General features: G+C 33.0%; 18 protein-coding genes and 1 tRNA gene. 11 read left to right on the top strand and 8 right to left on the bottom strand.

Annotated features, from left to right (window positions below; all coding sequences use genetic code 11):
* Positions 1-49 precede the first annotated feature (49 nt).
* The 9 genes from ACN0WI_RS01310 (at position 50) to ACN0WI_RS01350 (ending at position 6459) form a co-directional block, all read left to right on the top strand.
* A complete protein-coding gene (locus ACN0WI_RS01310) occupies positions 50-817 on the top strand; it encodes a TatD family hydrolase (RefSeq protein ID WP_417884801.1) in 768 nt (255 codons plus the stop codon).
* Positions 818-866: 49 nt separating this feature from the next.
* A complete protein-coding gene (locus ACN0WI_RS01315) occupies positions 867-2009 on the top strand; it encodes a 1-acyl-sn-glycerol-3-phosphate acyltransferase (protein ID WP_417884802.1) in 1143 nt (380 codons plus the stop codon).
* Complete coding sequence (locus ACN0WI_RS01320) at positions 1996-3021, top strand: asparaginase (RefSeq protein ID WP_417884803.1); 1026 nt, start codon at positions 1996-1998, stop codon at positions 3019-3021. The genes ACN0WI_RS01315 and ACN0WI_RS01320 overlap by 14 nt, the downstream gene beginning before the upstream one ends.
* A gap of 67 nt (positions 3022-3088) precedes the next feature.
* A tRNA-Ser gene (locus ACN0WI_RS01325) sits at positions 3089-3176 on the top strand.
* Between the two features lie 71 nt (positions 3177-3247).
* On the top strand, positions 3248-4051 hold the full coding sequence (locus tag ACN0WI_RS01330) for a MotA/TolQ/ExbB proton channel family protein (RefSeq protein WP_417884804.1): 804 nt from the start codon (positions 3248-3250) through the stop codon (positions 4049-4051).
* Between the two features lie 21 nt (positions 4052-4072).
* Positions 4073-4510, top strand: a complete 438-nt coding sequence (locus ACN0WI_RS01335; RefSeq protein ID WP_417884805.1) for a hypothetical protein — start codon at positions 4073-4075, stop codon at positions 4508-4510.
* A gap of 4 nt (positions 4511-4514) precedes the next feature.
* Positions 4515-5126: an ExbD/TolR family protein gene (locus ACN0WI_RS01340; protein WP_417884806.1), complete on the top strand. Its 612-nt coding sequence runs from the start codon at positions 4515-4517 to the stop codon at positions 5124-5126.
* A 36-nt stretch (positions 5127-5162) separates the two neighbouring features.
* The gene (locus ACN0WI_RS01345) at positions 5163-5645 is read left to right on the top strand and encodes an ExbD/TolR family protein (protein ID WP_417884807.1); all 483 of its coding nucleotides are present in this window, start codon (positions 5163-5165) and stop codon (positions 5643-5645) included.
* Between the two features lie 97 nt (positions 5646-5742).
* Positions 5743-6459, top strand: coding sequence for a porin family protein (locus tag ACN0WI_RS01350; protein WP_417884808.1), 717 nt, complete (start codon positions 5743-5745; stop codon positions 6457-6459).
* 3 nt (positions 6460-6462) lie between these two features.
* Here ACN0WI_RS01350 and ACN0WI_RS01355 read toward each other — a convergent pair whose 3' ends face one another.
* The 8 genes from ACN0WI_RS01355 to pyrH all read right to left on the bottom strand — a co-directional run bounded on the left by ACN0WI_RS01355 (position 6463) and on the right by pyrH (position 17494).
* Complete coding sequence (locus ACN0WI_RS01355; RefSeq protein ID WP_417884809.1) at positions 6463-7071, bottom strand: hypothetical protein; 609 nt, start codon at positions 7069-7071, stop codon at positions 6463-6465.
* Positions 7071-8531: an RNA polymerase factor sigma-54 gene (rpoN, locus tag ACN0WI_RS01360; protein ID WP_417884810.1), complete on the bottom strand. Its 1461-nt coding sequence runs from the start codon at positions 8529-8531 to the stop codon at positions 7071-7073. The genes ACN0WI_RS01355 and rpoN overlap by 1 nt, the downstream gene beginning before the upstream one ends.
* 84 nt (positions 8532-8615) lie before the next feature.
* A complete protein-coding gene (locus ACN0WI_RS01365) occupies positions 8616-9482 on the bottom strand; it encodes an RluA family pseudouridine synthase (RefSeq protein WP_417884811.1) in 867 nt (288 codons plus the stop codon).
* A gap of 137 nt (positions 9483-9619) precedes the next feature.
* Entirely contained in the window at positions 9620-11062 is a 1443-nt protein-coding gene (asnS, locus tag ACN0WI_RS01370; protein WP_417884812.1) for an asparagine--tRNA ligase, read from the bottom strand.
* 57 nt (positions 11063-11119) lie between these two features.
* Entirely contained in the window at positions 11120-13552 is a 2433-nt protein-coding gene (locus tag ACN0WI_RS01375) for an efflux RND transporter permease subunit (protein ID WP_417884813.1), read from the bottom strand.
* 77 nt (positions 13553-13629) lie between these two features.
* Positions 13630-16098 (bottom strand): DUF5686 family protein, encoded by a 2469-nt coding sequence (locus ACN0WI_RS01380; RefSeq protein WP_417884814.1) that lies wholly within the window; start codon positions 16096-16098, stop codon positions 13630-13632.
* Between the two features lie 104 nt (positions 16099-16202).
* Positions 16203-16757: a ribosome recycling factor gene (frr, locus tag ACN0WI_RS01385; RefSeq protein ID WP_417884815.1), complete on the bottom strand. Its 555-nt coding sequence runs from the start codon at positions 16755-16757 to the stop codon at positions 16203-16205.
* Positions 16758-16786: 29 nt separating this feature from the next.
* The gene (gene pyrH, locus ACN0WI_RS01390; protein ID WP_417884816.1) at positions 16787-17494 is read right to left on the bottom strand and encodes a UMP kinase; all 708 of its coding nucleotides are present in this window, start codon (positions 17492-17494) and stop codon (positions 16787-16789) included.
* 160 nt (positions 17495-17654) lie between these two features.
* Between pyrH and ACN0WI_RS01395 the strand changes: the two genes are divergently transcribed.
* Together ACN0WI_RS01395 and ACN0WI_RS01400 are read left to right on the top strand one after the other, a co-directional pair.
* Positions 17655-18344: a zinc metallopeptidase gene (locus ACN0WI_RS01395; protein WP_417884817.1), complete on the top strand. Its 690-nt coding sequence runs from the start codon at positions 17655-17657 to the stop codon at positions 18342-18344.
* A 132-nt stretch (positions 18345-18476) separates the two neighbouring features.
* On the top strand, positions 18477-21449 hold the full coding sequence (locus ACN0WI_RS01400; protein WP_417884818.1) for a GEVED domain-containing protein: 2973 nt from the start codon (positions 18477-18479) through the stop codon (positions 21447-21449).
* Positions 21450-21480: the final 31 nt, after the last annotated feature.

Raw genomic sequence — 21480 nt, forward strand, 5'->3', positions numbered from 1 at the left:
TTTTGTTTTCAGCAAAGATAGGTTTTCAAAATAAATTATTTTTGCAACTATGATATTAACAGATACACATACCCATTTATATAGTGAAGCTTTTGATGAAGATCGTGATGTAATGATTCATAGAGCTTTAGATAAAAATATTAATCGTTTTTTTATACCGGCAATAGATTCTACTTATGTGCCGGCTATGTATCGTTTGGAAGAAAAGTATCCAGATCAGATTTTTTTAATGATGGGGTTGCACCCAACAAACGTTCAGGAAAACTATAAAGATGAGCTCGAATTTATCGAAAATGAGTTTAAAAAACGTTCTTTTTATGCAGTAGGAGAAATTGGTATCGATTTATATTGGGACAAAAGTACATTGGCTATTCAGCAAGAAGCCTTTCGATACCAGATTAAATTAGCAAAAAAGTACAAACTTCCTATTGCAATACATTGTAGAGCAGCTTTTGATGAAGTTTTTGAAATATTAGAAGAAGAAAAAGGAAATGATCTTTTCGGCGTTTTTCATTGTTTTACAGGAGATTTAGAACAAGCAAAACGTGCCATTTCTTATAATCTCAAATTAGGTATTGGAGGTGTTGTTACTTTCAAAAACGGAAAAATAGATCAGTTTTTAAACCAAATTCCGTTAGAACATATTGTGTTAGAAACAGATGCTCCTTATTTGGCGCCAACACCATTTCGAGGAAAGCGAAATGAATCTGCCTATTTAATAAATATTGCTGAAAAATTGGCAGATATTTATGCAAAACCTATTGAAGAGATAGCTAAAATCACAACCGAAAATTCTAAATATATATTCGGCGTTTAGGTAGAAATTAGTTAATTTTTTGTTCATTTGTTATTTTAAGCCATACCACGTGCAAGATTTTGAAGATATACGATTTTATAACGAGAAAGAAGTTCAGGAAGCTTTAAGCCACTATTTAAAGCATCCAATGATGAAAGCGCTTTTGGATTTTACCTTTCCAGATAAAACTCCAGAGGAAATTCAGCAAACAGTTTTAGGATGTAAAAGTATTCGTGATTTTCAAACTCAAGTTATTTATCATTCCGTTCAGAAAATTATAGATCGTAGTACCGATGGAGTTTCAAGTAGCGGTTTTGATAAATTGAAGAAAGGAGAATCTTACTTTTTTGTTTCTACGCATAGAGATATTATTTTGGATACTTCTCTGCTAAACTACACACTTTATAATCACGATTTAGTGATGACAGCCTCGGCTATAGGTGATAATTTAGTACAGAAAACGTTTTTGATGATGCTTTCTAAACTTAATCGAAATTTTTTGGTCAAAAGGAAGCTTAGTCCTAGAGAAATGTTAAAAAGTTCGCAAGTATTATCTAAATATATTCGAACATTATTGATGGAAGATGTACGGTCTGTTTGGATGGCACAACGCGAAGGTCGAACTAAAGATGGTAGCGATTACACACAGCAAGGAGTTTTAAAAATGGTTGGGATGGCAAAAGATAAACAGAGCCTTCCTGAATATTTTACAAAGTTAAAGATAGTACCTATTGCAATTTCTTATGAGTTTGACCCTACCGATATTTTAAAAATGCCGGAAGTGTTGTCAAAACGCATGAAAGAAGAATATGTGAAAGCTCCAGATGAAGATTTTAAATCAATTATTCAAGGAATTTTAGGAGATAAAGGAAGAATACATGTTGCTGCTGGAGAAGTTTTAGATGCTTCTGTATTTGAAGCTATCGAACACGAATATACATCGGTAAACGAACAATTAAAGGTAGTTGCAGATGTAATCGATGATCGAATCCATAAAAGTTATAAATTATGGCCTTCAAATTATGTTGCTTACGATTTGCTGAATAATACCGAAACCTATAAAGAATTTTATTCAGCTAAAGAAAAAAGACGTTTTGAAAGGCGTATAAAGCGCAGAGTAGATTTTACTAATTCTTTAGCTTTGAATAGTTATCTTTTAATGTATGCAAATCCAGTAATAAATCAGTTTGGTTTACAGAATGAAGAAAACTAAAATTTTATTACTTTATACCGGAGGTACAATCGGTATGATTAAAGATTATGAAAGTGGCGCTTTAATACCCTTCAATTTTGATGAATTACTTCAAAAAATTCCTGAATTAAAGATTTTAGAACATGAAATAGAAACGCTAAGTTTTGAAGATCCTATAGATTCCTCGGATATGAATCCGGTAGAATGGGAGAAAATAGCCACCATAATTTACGAAAACTATGAAAAATACGATGGGTTTGTTATTTTACATGGTAGCGATACCATGTCTTATACAGCTTCAGCTTTAAGTTTTATGCTTGAAAACTTAAATAAACCTGTAATTTTTACTGGTTCTCAGCTTCCTATAGGTGACCTAAGAACCGATGCAAAAGAAAATTTAATTACAAGTATACAAATAGCTGGTCTTCAGAAAAATGGTAAGCCAATAATAACAGAAGTAGGCCTTTATTTTGAATATAAATTATATCGGGCAAATAGAACTACAAAGATAAATGCGGAACATTTTCAGGCATTTGCTTCACCAAATTACCCGCCTTTAGCCGAGTCCGGTGTGAATCTGTCTATTCAATCAAAAAGTTTATGGAGACAATCTCGAAAACAAAATTTAAAATTACACACACAGTTAAACGATAATATTGTAATTTTAAAAATGTTTCCAGGTATTTCTGAAAACGTGATTAAGCATGTGTTAAATTTAGATTCTTTACAAGGATTAATATTAGAAACATATGGTAGCGGAAATGCACCAACCGATACTTGGTTAGTAAATTTATTAGAAGAAAAAATAAAAAATGGACTCAAAGTTATTAACGTAACTCAGTGTTCTGGTGGTAGTGTAGTAATGGGTAATTATCAAACAAGCTTAGAGCTTAAACGTATTGGAGTAGTGTCAGGTAAGGACATCACAACAGAAGCGGCTATAGCTAAATTAATGTACCTTCTTGATAAAAATTTATCATTAAAGGTCTTTAAAACAATATTTGAAACATCTTTAAGAGGAGAAATGTTATAAAATTAACGGATGATACTTGACGGTGTTTAATTTTTTTTGTTATTTGGCGCACCGTTTCAAATAAGAAAGAGAGGTGGCCGAGTGGTCGAAGGCGCACGCCTGGAAAGTGTGTATACGTCACAAGCGTATCGAGGGTTCGAATCCCTTCCTCTCTGCTGGTATTTTTAATGAGAAATTATTTTTATATCTTTAAACCCTTTAACTAATTAAATTAAGACAAACAGTAATGAAAAGATTATTTTCTATTTTGGTAATCGCTGTGATTATGGTATTAGGTGCCGGTAATCTTAAGGCGGCGAATATGGTAAGTGCAGTGCCTGGTACGATCGCTACTTTTGTACAGCAAGATGAAGACAATGGTGCAGCAGCTGCACAAGACGACGAAGACTTAGGTTTTCATCAGGAATTGAAAAAACGTTTTATTGAAGGTGGTGCCGGCTTCATGGGGATTGTATTATTATGTCTTATCTTAGGTTTGGCGATTGCTATTGAAAGAATTATTTATTTAAACTTAGCTACTACGAATACTAAAAAATTAGCTCGTAATGTAGAAGAAGCGCTTAATAGTGGTGGCGTTGAAGCTGCTAAAGAAGTTTGTAGAAATACAAGAGGTCCTGTTGCTTCTATTTACTACCAAGGTTTAGATCGTGCTAACGAAAGCGTTGAGTCTGCAGAAAAAGCTGTTGTAGCTTATGGTGGTGTTCAAATGGGACAATTAGAGAAAAATGTTTCTTGGATTTCTTTATTTATCGCTCTTGCTCCGATGCTTGGATTTATGGGTACTGTAATTGGTATGATTGATGCTTTCGATAGAATTGAAGCAGCTGGAGATATGCAACCTTCTCTTGTAGCAGGTGGTATTAAAATAGCACTTCTTACAACAGTATTTGGTTTAATTGTAGCAATTATCCTTCAAGTATTTTACAACTATATCATTGCGAAAATTGATAGTATTGTAAACGATATGGAAGATGCATCAATTGTACTTATCGATATGTTGGTAGAGTACAAAAACAAAAAAAGAGTTTAATTAGAAGCTTAACTAAACGTTATGACCTTACATAAAATTTTAAAATATATCGCATTAGTGATCGGTGTTCTAGGTCTTATCTTTTTAGGTAGGATTATTGCAACCGGAGACGATGCAATAAAAGCTTCAGCTGAAGTACAAAATAGTGTACTAGATCCTATTATGTGGATTTCTTACCTAGTACTAGCACTTGTGGTTGTTCTAGTGGCTATTTTTGTAATAGCTGGACTTTTTAGAGGAAATGTTAAAAATACGATAATTGGAATAGTATCTTTCGGGGTAGTTATTTTATTATCTTATCTACTATCTAGTGGTTCCGAAATTGTGCTAAAAGATGGTACAACACTATCTGCATCTGCAGATCATTGGGTAGGAGCAGGCTTGTGGAGTTTCTATATTCTTGCAGGTTTAGCATTATTAGCTATGGCTTTTTCTTCAGTTAGAAAATTAATAAATTAGAGATATGGCAAGAAGATCATCACCAGAAGTTAATGCTGGATCTATGGCGGATATCGCTTTCTTGCTTCTTATTTTCTTTTTGGTTACTACAACTATCGAGACAGATAAGGGGATAAGTAGAAAGCTTCCACCATGGCAAGATGAGCAACAAGATCCGCCTAACATTAAGAAAAGAAATATCTTACAGGTTGTTGTGAATAGCAATAACGACCTTTTAGTACAAGATGAAGAAATGGAGCTTAAAGATTTAAGACAAGCTGCATTCGATTTCTTAGATAATGGAGGGGGTACCGGAAAAGAAGCTTGCTCTTTTTGTCAAGGTAAAGGAGCAGAAAATTCTTCTGTAAATCCTCAAAAAGCCATTATATCTTTAGTAAATAACAGAGGTACAGAATACGGAACTTATATCGCAGTTCAAAATGAGTTAGTTGCTGCATATAATGAGTTACGTGATCGTGAAGCCAGAAGACTTTTTGGTACTTCATTTACAGATATGGAAGCGCAATATAACGATCCGAATACCGGAGAAGGTAAGAAGGAGTCTTTGAAAGAAAAGATTGATCAAATTAAAGATTTGATTCCTCAAAAACTTTCTGAAGCAGAACCTAAGGGTTAATAGCCTTTTTAAAAAATGATTAAATAATTTAGAATTATGGCTAAGTTCACAAAGAAAAAATCTGGCGATTTACCTGCAATTAGTACGGCTTCATTACCTGATATTGTTTTTATGCTATTATTTTTCTTTATGGTTGCTACTACTATGCGTGAAACTACTTTAATGGTAGAAAATCGTTTACCAAAAGCAGATCAAGTTGAAAAATTAGATAAAAAGGATTTAGTAATGTATATATACGCTGGTAAGCCAAGTGAGCGTTATCAGCAGAAATACGGTACTGAAGGAAGAATCCAGTTAAATGATAAGTTTGCAAGCGTAAGTGAAGTTCAATCTTTTATTTATGCTGAGCGAGAAACTAAACGAGAAGAATTAATTCCTTATTTAACAACTGCTTTAAAAGTTGATAAAGAAACAAACATGGGATTAGTTTCTGATATTAAACAAGAGCTTCGTAAAGCTGAAGCCTTAAAAATTAATTATACTACTGTACAAGGCGATGCGTTGGAAAATCAACAATAGCTAAGTATACATCTATAATTAACAATTAAAAGCATCCCATCCTTTTTAAGGATGGGATGCTTTTTTATATTTATACATTTGTTTATATATAAATATCATGAGAAACCTAATCCTTATTGTAATTGTCTTTTTGCCTATTGTAGCTATTGGGCAAACAACTAATCCGGCCTTTGCAGATTCAATACCCACCGTAGTTGATAGTACGTATAGAGAAGATCAAATATATATAGGTCTAACTTTTAATCTTTTAAATAATAAGCCTAAATTCTTATCTCAAAATGGTTTTTCAGGAGGGATAAATGCAGGAGTTCTTAGAGATTTTCCCTTGAATGAAAATCGAAATATAGCCATAGCGGTGGGTTTAGGATTAGGTTTTGATACTTATAATCAAAATTTATCAATCACTAAAAATGCTGATGGTTCTACATCATTTACCAGTTTAGAAGATAGCGGTGAATATGACAAGAATTATTTCTCATTATACACTTTAGATTTGCCTTTGGAGTTCAGATGGCGTACCTCCACTTTTACTAGTTATAAGTTTTGGAGGATATACGGAGGATTAAAACTAAGCTATGTCTACTATTTTAAATCTGTCTATAAGGGTAATAATAATAATCGAACAATCAAAATAAATGATATTCCTGAGTTAGAACGTCTGCGATTAGGTGCACATATTAGTTTTGGTTATAATAAATTCAATTTCCAAATTCAGTACGCCATAACACCCTTTTTTAATAATGCAAAGCTAGAAAATGGAGAGGCATTTAAATTTTCAGTTTTAAAATTTGGACTTAAATTTTATTTATTCTGAAAACTAATTTATAACTAAAAAAAATAGTAGTGATTGCGGTAGGCCTCCACATAAAATACCTAACATAAGTTCTATTTTATTGTGAGCTTTAAAATACATTCTAGAAGAAGCAGTTAGCCCGATTATAACTAATAAAAAGGCTATAGGTAAAACCATGTTTAAATCAAAGTAGTGTCCAATCCCTAAAAGAAAACAGCTAAGTCCAGATAAGCCCATCATGTGTAAACTTATTTTAATTTTAAAAATGCTAGCAACTAGCGCAATGCTGCTGCTTATAAGAATTCCTTCAAAGAATAAATAAGCCTCTGGGTAGTTGTATTGATCAAAAACTTGTTGAAGGACCATATAGTTTAATAGGCATGATGCTAGAAGAGGAAGCTTTCTTTCTTTAACTTTATTCAATGAGAAACTAGATACTTTCCCTAAGTTTTTAAGCAAAAAGAAAAATACTAAAGGAATAAAAATAGTAATGATTGTTATAGCTAATAATTTAGCTTCTATAATCTCTCTAAGAAAATATCGAGGTGTAAGTATAAAATAGCATAAAGTTCCCAGAAAAGACATCCAAACAGGGTGAAAAACATAAGAAGCATACTTAAATAGATATCTCATTAAATTTCTTTACGGAGTCTTGCTACCGGAATATCTAATTGTTCTCTATATTTTGCAACAGTTCGTCTTGCTATTGGATAGCCTTTATCTTTTAAAACTTTAGCTAGTTTTTCGTCTGTAAGCGGTCTCTTCTTATCTTCTTCTTCAACAGACATCTCTAGAATCTTTTTGATTTCTCTAGTAGAAACATCTTCTCCCTGATCGTTTTTCATAGATTCAGAGAAAAATTCTTTAATTAATTTAGTGCCGTAAGGAGTGTCTACATATTTACTATTGGCAACCCTAGAAACTGTGGATACATCCATTTCAATTTCATCAGCAATATCTTTTAAAATCATTGGGCGTAAATTACGCTCGTCGCCACTTAAAAAGTATTCTTTTTGATAATGCATAATGGCACTCATAGTTACCATAAGCGTTTGTTGCCTTTGTTTAATAGCTTCTATAAACCATTTAGCAGCGTCTAATTTCTGCTTAATGAACATTACAGCATCTTTTTGTTCTTGCGTTTTCTTCTTGCTTTCTTTATAGCCCTTAAGCATGTTGCTGTAATCTTTGGAGACATGCATTTCGGGTGCATTACGTCCGTTAAGGCTTAATTCTAAATCACTATCTACAATTTTAATGGTAAAGTCTGGAATTACATGCTCAACCATACGAGTATTACTTGAATACGCACCGCCTGGTTTTGGGTTTAAATGACTAATCACTTCAATTACTTCCCGTAAATCATCTTCAGAAATATCGTGTTTATTAAGTAATTTGGTATAATGTTTTTTACTGAACTGTTCGAAAGAATCAGCTATAATTTCAGAAGCCAATTCAATTGGTCTGGTTTGATTTCTTCTTTTTAGTTGAATAACTAAACATTCTTGTAAACTTCTAGCTCCAACTCCAGCAGGATCTAATTCCTGCACTTTTTTTAGTACTTTTTCTACTGATTCTTCGTCGGTATAGGTGTTTTGCGTAAATGCAAGATCGTCTACAATGTCTAAAATTGAACGTCTAATGTAGCCACTTTCATCGATGCTTCCCACTAAAAATTCGGCAATTAATTGCTCTTCTTCGTTAAAACGAAATGTATTTAGCTGATTTTTTAAGAATTGGGTAAAGGAAGTACCCGCAGCATACGGAACTTGCTTATCATCATCGTCTGCACTATAATTATTAGCTTGTAATTTGTATTCCGGAACTTCATCATCACTTAAATATTCGTCGATATTAATATCAGGTTCTGTTTCGTTATCATCAAATTCAGCTTCAGTATCCCGATTTTCAAATTCATCTTCAAATTCATCGCGATCATCATCTTTTCCGGTGTCTAGAGCCGGATTTTCCTCCAATTCCTGTTTTATGCGCTGCTCAAAGGCCTGAGTAGGCAATTGTATTAGCTTCATCAACTGGATTTGTTGTGGCGATAGCTTTTGAGATAGTTTAAAATTTAATTGCTGTTTTAGCATATATCGGTTTTTCCTTTGTTACAAAAATAAGGAAATATTGCCTGATTTCAGTTTGGCTTAATAATTGATTATGGTAAATTTTTGTTAACTCTCTAATTGATTCTCTATAATTCTTCTGAATTTTTTAGGAAGTGCCACTTCAAAACTTAAAATTTCTTGAGTCTCTGGATGTGTAAATGTAATTGCTGTTGCCGTTAAGTATAATCCTTTTGAAGGTATTAAGGATTTTGTGTTCCCGTATAAATTGTCTCCTAAAATTGGCCAATTTTGATTTGCCAAATGTTTCCTTATCTGGTGAGTCCTGCCTGTAAGAGGAAGCGCTTTTACTAAGGTTAAATTGGAAGATTTATAGCTAAAATTTTTACTAGATATTACAGTGGTTTTTGCCGATTTTCCATCTATATCATCTGTTAAAATATGAGTTCCTTCTACACGATTTTCGACTAAAGCAGAATATGTTTTTTGAATTTTTTTATCTTGAAATTGTTTGTTTAGAGCAACTAAAGCTTTATTTGTTTTCGCACAGATTAAAATACCACTGGTGGGATTATCTAAACGGTGCGTTGGTTGTGGTGTAGGTAACTTATCGAATAAGCTGCTTGGCTTTAAATTAAAACTTAGTGCATTTTCAATAGTTTTAAAGTAATTCCCACTTGTAGGATATCCGGCTGGTTTATTAATTATAGCAATATGTTCATCTTCAAAAATAATAGAAAGTTCTAAATGAAATGAAGGCGTTTTTTTTTCTATAGCGATCAATTCGATTTTTTGTCCTTCTTTTATCCAACTTCCAGTTTCGCCAATGGTACCATCAATTAAAATTCGTTGTTTTTTAATTGCTTTTTTTACGGCGCTCCGACTGGTAATTGTTTTGAATATTTTAGCAGCGTATTCTTGAAGTCTAATTTCTTCTGATAATTCGGTTACAATATAAGTTTCAAGAATTTCCAAAATAGGTTTTAAATTTGATTATATTAAAAAACCTCATGAAAAAACATGAGGTTTATTTTTTACGTACTCGATTATCGAGATTTGAATGTTTGTTTTATTAGTTTGCCTCGAAACTAAAACGAACTTATTATTTAGAGTTAAAATTCTGCATTAAGTGGTGTTCTTGGGAAAGGAATTACGTCTCTAATATTTCCCATTCCGGTTACAAATTGAACTAAACGTTCAAAACCTAAACCAAACCCACTGTGTACACAAGTGCCAAAACGACGCGTATCTAAATACCACCAAAGTTCTTTTTCATCGACTCCTAATTCTGCCATTTTTCCTTGTAAAACATCTAAGCGTTCTTCCCGCTGTGATCCTCCTACAATTTCTCCTATACCTGGGAATAAAATATCCATTGCACGTACAGTTTTTCCATCTTCGTTAAGGCGCATATAGAATGCTTTAATATCAGCTGGGTAGTCGAATAATATTACGGGACATTTAAAATGCTTTTCTACTAAAAAGCGTTCGTGTTCACTTTGTAAATCGGCACCCCATTCTTCAATTAGATACTTGAATTTTTTCTTTTTGTTGGGTTTCGAATTTTTAAGAATTTCTATTGCTTCGGTATAGCTTACACGTTTAAAATTGTTTTCTAAAACAAACTTTAATTTTTCAACAAGTCCCATATCGGTACGCTCAGCAGCAGGTTTCGTTTTGTTTTCGTTAGCTAAGCGTTGTTCTAAAAAGTTTAGATCGTCTTCGCAATTTTCAAGAACATATTTTATAACATATTTGATAAAATCTTCAGCCAAATCCATATTGCCATCTAAATCGCAAAAAGCAATTTCAGGCTCAATCATCCAGAATTCTGCTAAATGGCGAGAAGTATTTGAATTTTCTGCTCTAAAAGTAGGGCCAAATGTATATACTTGTCCAAGTCCTAATGCATAAGTTTCAGCTTCTAACTGGCCAGATACAGTTAAGTTAGTTTCTTTTCCGAAGAAATCTTTTTTATAATCAATGCTTCCATCTTCATTTTTGTGCGGTTGTTTAATGTCCATGTTTGTGACTTTAAACATTTCACCAGCTCCTTCAGCATCACTACCAGTAATAATAGGTGTATTTACATAGTAAAAATTATTTTGCTGAAAATAACTATGTACTGCAAAAGATAGTTTAGAACGAACACGCATAATAGCTCCAAATGTATTGGTACGAACACGTAAATGTGCTTGCTCACGTAAGGTCTCCAAAGAGTGACGTTTCGGAGATAAAATGGTTAATTTTACTTCCTCCGGATTAGCATCTCCTAAAATTTCAAGATCGTTTACTTCAATTTCTACACGTTGTTGTTTTCCTTCACTTTCTTTTAAAATACCTTTTACGCAAATGGCGGCACCAACGGTAATACGTTTTAAAACTTCAGGATCTGTTTTTTCAAAATCGATAACACATTGCAAATTATTAATGGTAGAACCGTCGTTTAAGGCGATAAAACGATTGCTTCTAAATGCTCTTACCCAGCCACTTACTCTAAATTCTTGTAAAAACTGATCACTTTCTAACAGTTCAGTAATTTTTGCTTGTATCATTTTTTTAAAATTTGAAAAAGAACAAAGATAAAATATTCTTATAAGCTTGACTAAGCTTTACTTTTCATTTTTATGTTTATAAGCTTCTTCTTCTTTTTTGAATTCCTCTTCGTCTTCAGGAGAATCAATAATTTTCATAGAAGGCTCTTTTAAAACTTCTTTATTTGCTATGCTACGTTCTAATGAAAGTAATAGTGATGGTAATAGTAATAAATTTGCTAACATAGCAAATAATAAAGTGGCCGAAACCAAACCACCAAGGGCTACAGTTCCACCAAAACTACTAATCATAAATACCGAAAAACCAAAAAATAATGTGATAGATGTATAGAACATACTAACACCTGTTTCTTGTAAAGCGGCGTAAACGGACTTTTTAATTTTCCAATTATTTACTTTTAACTCCTGTCTATATTTAGCTAAAAAGTGGATGGTATCGTCTACTGAAATTCCAAAAGCAATACTAAATACAAGAATTGTTGATGGTTTTATAGGAACGCCTAAAAAGCCCATCATTCCGGCTGTTATTAATAGTGGTAATAAATTAGGGACTAAAGATATTAATATCATTCTAAAAGATCGGAACATCCAAGCCATTAATAATGCTATAAGTACAATAGCTAATGTTAATGATACTACTAAATTTTTAACCAAATACGTGGTTCCCTTTTGGAAAACTAAAGCTTTCCCTGTCATGCTAACATTGTATCGATCTTCTGGAAAAACTTTATGGATTTTTGGCCATAAATTATCTTCTATTTTTTCCATTTGGTCGGTGCCAATATCTTTCATAAAAGCAGTTATTCTCGCATATCGTCCAGTAGAATCTACATAGCTATTCACCAAATTAGTAGTGCCGCCTAAATTTTTAGTATACGGTAATATAAAATTACGTTCTTGTGAACTTGGCAATTGGTAATACTTTGGATTTCCATTATAAAATGCTTGTTTTGAATATTTAACAAGTCTAGTAATGGAAATAGGTTCCGATAATTGAGGCTCTTCAGAAATTGTTTTTTCTAATTCTGAAATTCGTTTTAAATTGCTGCCTTTTAATACTCCTTTAGGCCGTTTTGTGTCGACTAAAATTTCTAATGGCATAATGCCATCAAACTCTTTTTCGAAGAATTTCACATCTTTAAAAAAGTCGGCATCTTGAGGCATATCTTCTAGTAAACTTCCTGAAATTTTAATATTATAAATTCCTATAATACTTACGGCAACTAAAAAAACAGCTACAAAATAAATACTAACGCGATGGTGTTTTACCATTTTTTCCATCCAACCCACAAAACTGCTAATCCATTTTCGGTTTAAGTGCTTTAAATGTTTGGTTTTAGGGACACGCATGTAGCTATAAATAATAGGAATTATTAATAGCGAAAGCACAAAAATAGCTGCTATATTTATAGAGGCTACAATACCAAACTCTTTTAGCAATTTACTGTCGGTTAATATAAAAGTAGCAAAACCAGAAGCTGTGGTAATATTCGTCATTAAGGTAGCATTCCCAACTTTAGCAATTACACGCTGTAGTGATTTTGCTTGGTTACCATGTTTCTGTATTTCTTGTTGATATTTATTAATCAGGAAAATACAGTTTGGAATACCGATAACGATGATTAGTGGCGGAATTAAAGCAGTAAGAACGGTTATTTCGTAATGAAGTAAACCAATGGTTCCAAAAGCCCACATTACACCTATGCAGACGGTAATCATTGAAATGAATGTAGCTCTAAACGAACGGAAAAAGAAAAAGAAAATAAGCGAAGTAACAGCTAAAGCCGCTCCAATAAAAAGTCCGATTTCGTCAATAATACTCTGTGAATTGATGGTCCGTATATATGGCATTCCTGAAACGCGAACATCAATGCCGGTGTTTTTCTCAAATTTAGAAACCAGTGGTTCTAAAACGTCGATCACAAAATCTTTTCGTGCTTTTGTATTTACAATATCCTTGTTTAAGTAAAGTGCTGATTGGATAGTATTAGAGTGTTTACTAAATACTAAATTTTCATAAAAAGGCAGCGCTGTGAAAAGTTGATTTTCGTAAGCTGCCAATTCAGTACTATCTGGTTTTTTCTCTTTGATGAACGGAACCATTTCAAAACGTTTCGGATTTTCAAACTTTTTAAGTTGTTTTAGGTTACCTAGTGAAATATCGTAATCTACTTCCGGGAAAGTCTGTAGGGTATCGTTCAATTGCTTCCAAGCTTCAAAATTTTCAGGAGTAAATAAGGTAGAATCTTTAATTCCCAACACAATTAAATTTCCTTCTTCTCCAAACTTATCCAAAAAGGCATTGTATTCTTGGTTAACTTCATGGTCATCAGGAAGTAAGTTAGCTTCCGTAAACGAGAATCGCATATATTTCCATTGGGAAGCTAAAAAGGCAGTTGTGCCTAAAATCAGTAAAATTATAAGGATTCTGTTGCGCAGAATAAGTCTGGCAACAGCGTTCCAAAATCCGAAGGTGAAAATCTTAAGCATGCGTAAATTTTAAGCGCGCGCAAAGTTAACAAAAGACTATCTAAAAATGAGTATTTTGTATAGTAAACTGACTTCCGTTAAAATTTAATATTTAGCGTGAACTTTAAGCTTAAGTTCTGATTGAATGTTGGTAAGTGATACGAACCATATCTATAAGCTGCAGAAAGCCCAAAACCGGAAATTATTTTATTAATTTCTAGTCCAAATTCTGAATACCCTTTACTTAAAGATTTAAATTCTATATTTTGGTGGGCACTTTTGTTTTTTATATCTCCAATGGCATGCCTGCTTATAAAAACAATTTCTGGTTGAAAGAATGAAGAAATTTTGATGGGCCGAAGTTGATGCCGGATATGAAGCATCGCTAATCGGTCACTATAAAACTCGTTATAATACATGGTTTCAAAACTAGTCCGTCCGGCTATAGAAAATCGTTTTAAAATGGCTTCTTGTCGTGACGAGTTTGGATAGGCATGAAAGGTATGCGTTAGTGGAAGCGTTCCCGTTGCATAATTTCCTTCTAAAATAATTTCGGTTCTAGATAGGTCTAATTGCTTAATTTGATGTTCAATTTTTAAACCGGTTCTAATAAAATTAAAATCGCCACCTGCAACATCAGCAAAAGCTTTATCAATCTCAGCAGAAAATGTAGGATATTTTTTATCTACAGTTATAGTGCCCTCCGGAGTTTTTAGATAGTTATTAAAAGGTTCCCACTTTAATGCTAAACTGGCAGTACTAATGGTGTAATTTGAATAGGATTGGTCGTGGTAAGTAAACTGATAATCTCTAGTATTTGAAATATCAGTTTTGCTAAAACGAAATTCTCCAGAAAGTGCTGGTGTAACTTGTCTGGTTATTGCCGCATAATAGGCCTCTGCATTGTAGAAAAAATTAATATTAACAAATCTAGGTTCTATTAAATAAAATTTTCGGGGTTCTTTTAAATATCTAAAACTTGCAACTTCTTTAATGTCTTTAGTATAGCCAAATTTAAGGCTAGTTTTTGTTTCCTTATTTAAAAAGATGCTGGTGTTTAAATTGTATTTTGGTTTTTGGTCTCCAAAACCATAAACAAAGAACCCTCCAATATTAAACTTTTCTGAAAAATGATTGTTAGTTTTTCCTCCGAATCCTAAGCGCAAGCCTTCGTAATTATTATATTTAATTAATTTACTTAATTCTAAATCCCAAAAACTTAACGGATAATAGCCGTTTGCCATTGTTTTTTTTACTTCAATTTTGTGGGCTATATTTTTAGCCTTTATAATACTGTCTACATAATTTGCCGTAGCCTTATCTTTCGCAGTAAAAGGTTGTTTTCGGTTTTCTTCCCAAAAAGAGTCATTTTTTACATTGGCTGAATCTGTAATATAAATGCTAGTTGTTTTGTAAGAAATTTTTGGTGTAGTGTCTAGCTTAAATTCAAAATTGGTTGTAGAGGCATCTAAATACAGATTGGGTTGTATTGGGTCGCTATTAAAAACACTGCTTAACGAATTTCTGCGTTGTATGGTTCCTAAAGAAATATTACCGCCAAAAATTGAGATATCTTTATTTCCGGTACCAGGTCTCATTTTAATATCTCTGCTTTTTAAAACCCAAACCGAATGCTCATTGTTTAATTTATAATTTTCGGTAATCTGTAAATTTGTTTTCCCTATTAACTGAGATTCTGTTTTTTGAATTCCGTAAGTAAGTGTATCTATATAAATTAATCCCTCTAAACCTGCAACAACTTTTTTACGTTTTGGTTTAAAATAAAGTAAATAAGCAGGCCGCTCATTCTCTAAGGTATCTAATATTTTAAATTGATAATTTTTAAGTGAATTTTTAGCTAAAGGACCCGCATAATTTGTTTTATAGATTGTGTATTTTGTATTGTAAAACGAAGTCGGATCTAAATCTAGCGTTAATACATCGTATACCGGCTTTTTAAATCCTGCAGTAGAAAGTCCTATTATATGTTCTTTTTCTCCTTGTTTTTGAGAATAAACATGCTTAGTGACTTTTTCAGAAAGATAAGCTCGTGCTGAATTTACGATAGTAGCAATTTCGCTGTTGGTTGTGTCTGTAGTAATTTGTACAGGATCTTCGTAATTATCTATAATAAATTTAGTGTACGATTTATAAGAAAATCCATTAAGCGCTTTATAAGGATCGTTTCGCTCTCTATTTTCAATTACTTTTTCTATAATCTGGTTTGCTTTATTTTCTTCTCCTTGTAAGTAAACAGTATTTAATAATTCTTCTGAAGGATATAGCTGAATTAATAAAGGTAGTTTTGTTTTACTAGAAATTTCGAATACCCGAGGTTTAAAACCTAAATAAGAAACTCTTATTGAAACTTTCTCGTTTTCTGGGAAGCTAAAAGAAAATTGCCCATTAACTTTTGCTAATAGTTGCTGCTGACTGCCAATTTCGACTTTAGCATATGCCAAAGGTTTTCCGGTTAAGGCATTAATAATTTTCCCGGGAACTTTTTGCTGTTGGGCACAGCACAGACCTCCAGAAATGATGAATAAAAAAACAAGAAGAATACGCATGTTATCTCATAAGAGGTACAATTAAACAAAAAAAAAGCCAAATTTAGCGAACTTATAATCGTAAAAGCATCGTTAATTTGGCTAAATTATTAAAAAACAGACTTTTATATTGTCATTATTTCTTTTTCTTTCACAGCTAAGATTTCGTCTATTTTTTTGATATGTGTATCTGTTAACTCTTGAATGTCTTCTTCAACAGTTTTTTTAAGATCTTCAGAGGCATCTACCGCTTTAAGCTCATTATTAGCAACTTTTCGATTATTTCGAATACCAATTTTAGCATCTTCAGCCTCACCTTTAGCTTGTTTTACAAGTTGTTTACGGCGTTCTTCTGTTAATGGCGGCACATTGATAATAACACTTTCACCATTATTCATAGGATTAAACCCAATGTTAGCTTGTAAAATTCCTTTTTCAATATTAGGAATGGTCCCTTTTTCAAAAGGTTGTATTGAAATAGTACGAGCATCAGGAGTGTTTACGTTAGCAACCTGATTTAGAGGGGTTTGTGACCCATAATATTCTACTAGTATTCCATTTAGCATACTAGGAGTAGCTTTACCAGCACGTATATTTGCTAGTTGCTTTTTTAAGTGGTTAATGGCATCATCCATTCCCTCTTTGGCAGTTTCTACAATTAATTCAATTTCGTCTTCCATGATGTGTTATTTAAAACTGTCTCTGTTTTTTATAAATTTACTTTTGTTCCAATTTTTTCTCCGGAAACTACTTTAAATAAATTTCCTGGAGTATTCATATCAAAAACAACAATAGGTAATTCGTTCTCTTGGCTTAATGTGAATGCTGTAGTGTCCATTACTTTTAAGCCTTTTGTTAATACTTCTTCAAAAGAGATAAAGTCAAATTTAGTCGCATTTTTGTCTTTTTCAGGATCAGATGTATAAATACCATCTACACGAGTTCCTTTTAAGATTACATCTGCATTTACTTCGATAGCACGAAGTACAGCGGCAGAATCTGTTGTGAAATAAGGATTTCCGGTACCGCCACCAAATATAACTACACGTCCTTTTTCTAAATGCCGAATTGCTTTTCTACGAATAAAAGGTTCTGCTACTTCATTAATTTTAATAGCAGATTGTAAACGAGTTTGAATCCCTGCTTCTTCTAAAGCACTTTGTAATGCTAAACCATTTATTACCGTAGCAAGCATTCCCATGTGGTCGCCTTGAACACGATCCATTCCTCTACTAGCTCCTGCTACTCCTCTAAAAATATTTCCTCCACCTATAACAATCGCTACTTCAACGTTTTTACTAACAATAGATTTAACTTCTTGTGCATATTCTGCTAATCGTTCAGGATCTATTCCGTATTGACGGTTTCCCATTAAAGCTTCTCCTGATAATTTTAATAAAATTCTTTTGTATTGCATAGCCATGTTTATAGATGAGTGATGCAAATATAATTAATATCTGAACTTGAAAAATCTTATTACTTAAAATTCTGAATCTTAATAATATTTTAGCATTTGAATTCAAAAGAAATAAAATTTGGTCAAATTTTTGCTTATTTATTAGTAAAAAATTGAAACTATGTTTGGGTATTATATAATTGCAGGAATTATTTTTATTGTAAGCTTATATGTAAGCAATAAATTAAAATCAAAATTCAAGAAATATTCAAAAATGCAGTTGCAAAACCGCATGAGTGGGAAAGAGATTGCTGAAAAAATGTTGCGAGATAATGGTATTTATGATGTAAAAGTTATTTCAACTCCTGGAATGCTTTCAGATCATTACGATCCTTCAAAAAAAACAGTTAATTTAAGTGAAGGTGTTTATTCGCAAAGAAATGCGGCAGCTGCAGCAGTGGCAGCTCATGAATGTGGACATGCTGTGCAACACGCTACTTCATATAGTTGGTTAAAAATGCGTAGTACATTGGTTCCAGCTGTTAGTATTGCTTCTAATTTATCGCAGTGGGTGATTTTAGCCGGTTTGATACTTCTTTATACAAGTACATTAGGACTAACTATTTTCTTTATTGGGATTGTGCTTTTTGGATTGGGAACTTTATTTAGCTTTATTACGTTACCGGTAGAGTACGATGCTAGTAATAGAGCATTAGTTTGGTTAGAAACAGAAAATATGCTTACGCAACAAGAGCATAGTGCAGCAAAAGATTCTTTAAAGTGGGCCGCAAGAACGTATGTGGTTGCTGCTTTAGGATCTCTAGCTACATTGCTTTATTTTATAGGTATATTTGCGGGAAGTAGAGATTAATAATTAGTATAATTGTTAAAAAAGCCTATGGTTTACAAATCATAGGCTTTTTATTTGATAATTAGACATTAAAAAAGCGTTTGATTGTAGTCCTATTCGCTATTTTTGGCAAATAGCGTTTAAATTTCTACCATGTACAGAAATAATTATTTAATTTTCACCTTTCTATTAGTAATATCCTTTACGTCTTTTGCTCAAAAAGATATTTTAAAACCAACTTTTCTGGATTCGGCTCAAGCTATACAGTCAGCGCCACTTTCTATTTCTAATTTAACAATTCCTGAAACCGATTTTAAATTATATAATCCTAGAAATAGAGGAATCAATAAAATAGTTCCCGGAAAAGGGCTTCCTAAATATAAGGATCCGGCAATTCAGCTACAAAAAGGAATGTTGCCATCTAAAGCTCCATCGGTGTCTTTTGATGCCGTAAGATCTAGATCTACACCAACTGATCCTACAGGTGTAGCAGGTAGAAATCATTACCTAAATGCATGGAATTCTGCTTTTTCAATTTACGATAAGCAAGGAAATTTATTGTTAGGCCCAACTTCACTAGCTAGTATTGGTGGAGAATTTGAAGGGGAAACCTTAGGAGATCCAATAGTAGTATACGATCAATTTGCAGATAGATACTTAATAAGTGAGTTTAGTGACTCACCAGAAGGAATTTTAATAGCGATATCTAAAGGTCCCGATCCTGTAAATGATGGTTGGTATACGTATCGTTTTTCTACAAATGGTAGTTTTCCAGATTATCCCAAAATTTCAGTTTGGAGTGACGGTTATTATTTAACATCAAATAAAGATCAGTTTAGTCCCGAACAAAGTCAGGTTATTTATGTGTACGAACGCGATAAAATGCTAGAAGGTGAAACTGCTCAAGTTGTATCATTTCCGCTACCGGGTATCCAAACAAACGGGTTTTATAGTCCGGCAGGTTTTAATGCGATGGGAGATTTAATGCCTCCTCCGGGAAATGTTCCTATAATTTATTTACAAGATGATGCGTGGTCGGGTGTTTTCCAGGATCACTTAAAAATATGGTTAGTAAATGTAGATTGGCAGGAAACATTGAATTCAACAATAGAAGAATCGCAAGAATTAGGAGCGGCAGAAGGGGTTTCTCCATTTAGAGCTACTTTCGATGGAGGGAATTTTTCAAATTTAGCCCAACCTGGAGATAATAACAATGATATAGATGCTTTACAAGCCACTATGATGTATATGACGCAATATCGTAGGTTTTCAGATCATAATTCTGCAGTTTTAAATTTTGTGGTAGATGTAGAGGCTTCAAGCGCGAAGCATGCAGGTATCAGGTGGTACGAACTTCGTCAAAATACCGATGGTGAACCTTGGTATGTATATCAAGAAGGAACTTATGCACCAGATAAAAGCGATCGTTTTTCAGGTAGTATTGGGATAGATGACTTTGGCAATATCGGGTTAGGATTTACTATTGTAGATGATAGCCCTGAAACTCCTGTTTTTCCATCGATACGTTATACAGGAAGATATGCTAATGACGAATTAGGCATAATGACGCTTGAAGAACAAGAAATTGTTACGGGAGAATCCCCAGACCCTAGTGAACGTTATGGAGATTATGCGCACTTAACGGTAGATCCAACAGATGGAATTAGCTTTTGGCATAATGCGGAATATTTTGACGGAATTTATAGAAAAAATAGAGTAGCTAAATTTCAAATAGCATCCGATTTAAGTAAGGATATAGGAGTCACCGAAATTATAAAACCAATAGATGCTACATTAGGAGATATTGAATCAATAACCGTTAAAGTTCGCAATTTTTCGGCAATGCCTTTGTCTGAATTTGAATTAGGATACCGTGTTGATGGTGGGACAATAAATTTTGAAGATTTCAATACTACTATAGCGGTTAACGATACTGAAGAAGTGACATTTAATAATAAAGTAGATCTTTCTGAAATCGGAAAAAATTATGAATTAGAAGTCTTTTCTAACATTGCAGAAGATCAAAATCGGAAAAATGATACACTAAAAAAAGTGGTTAGAAATTTACCTCCAAAAGATGTTGGAATTACTTCTATAGATGCACCAACATCGTCTCAAAATTTTGACACAAACGAACAGGTAACAGTAACTTTAGAAAATTTTGGAGGAAGAATACAATCTCAAATTCCAATATGGTATCAAATAGGAAATAACAATAAGGTACAAGAAGTTTTTAATGGAAATTTGGCTGTAGGTCGCGATACAATTTATACTTTTCAGCAACAGGTAGATCTATCATACGAAGGAAGATATGAAATTCGTTCAGGTACAGCTTTACCAGAAGATTTTGATGCTGAAAATGATACTACTCAAACATCGATTGCTAGTTTAAATTGTATACCAGTAGGTTCAGATTGTAGTTTGAAAGATGGTTTGTCCTATTTTGAATTTGCCGATATTTTGAATGAAAATATACCTTGCGGAAAGGGCTATAACGATTATATAAATTACATAGCTTATTTAGATCGAGCGCAATCTTCCTATATGGTTGTAGTTAAAACAACTTTCAATGCTCAGGAAGATGAAGAACAATTTTCACTTTGGATAGATTTTAACGATAATGGAGAGTTTGATGATAATGAACGTTTGATTACTTCAGAACCGTTGTTAAATCCTAATCAAGCTTATTCCTTCGATATTACTTTACCTGAAAATGCGCCTTTAGGTCAACATTTAATGCGAGTTAGAGCCGGAGATGTAACCTATGATGGAGATTTAAACAATCCGTGCGAGGTAATGGAATATGGGACCACTCATGATTATTCTGTGAATATAGTAGATAGTAATTTAAATATAGAAGATTTTATATTGAATGAAGCCGAACTAAAAGTGTTAAACGGAAAAGATGGAATTCACAAAGTAGTACTAGAAACCACCTTTGATAAACCTTTACGAATTACAGTACATAATGTTTTAGGACAATTAATGCTCGAAAATAAAATATCCAACACTAATGGAACGGGTTATGTTTATGATTTGGATATGTCTTATGCAGCAAAAGGAGTGTATTTAGTTCGGGTAGGAACTCGAAAAGTGGGTAAAGTGAAACGCTTTATTGTAAAATAGATATCTATGATAGTGGTATCATGGTATAAAC

Source organism: Zunongwangia sp. (assembly GCF_048269745.1).
Lineage (GTDB): Bacteria > Bacteroidota > Bacteroidia > Flavobacteriales > Flavobacteriaceae > Zunongwangia.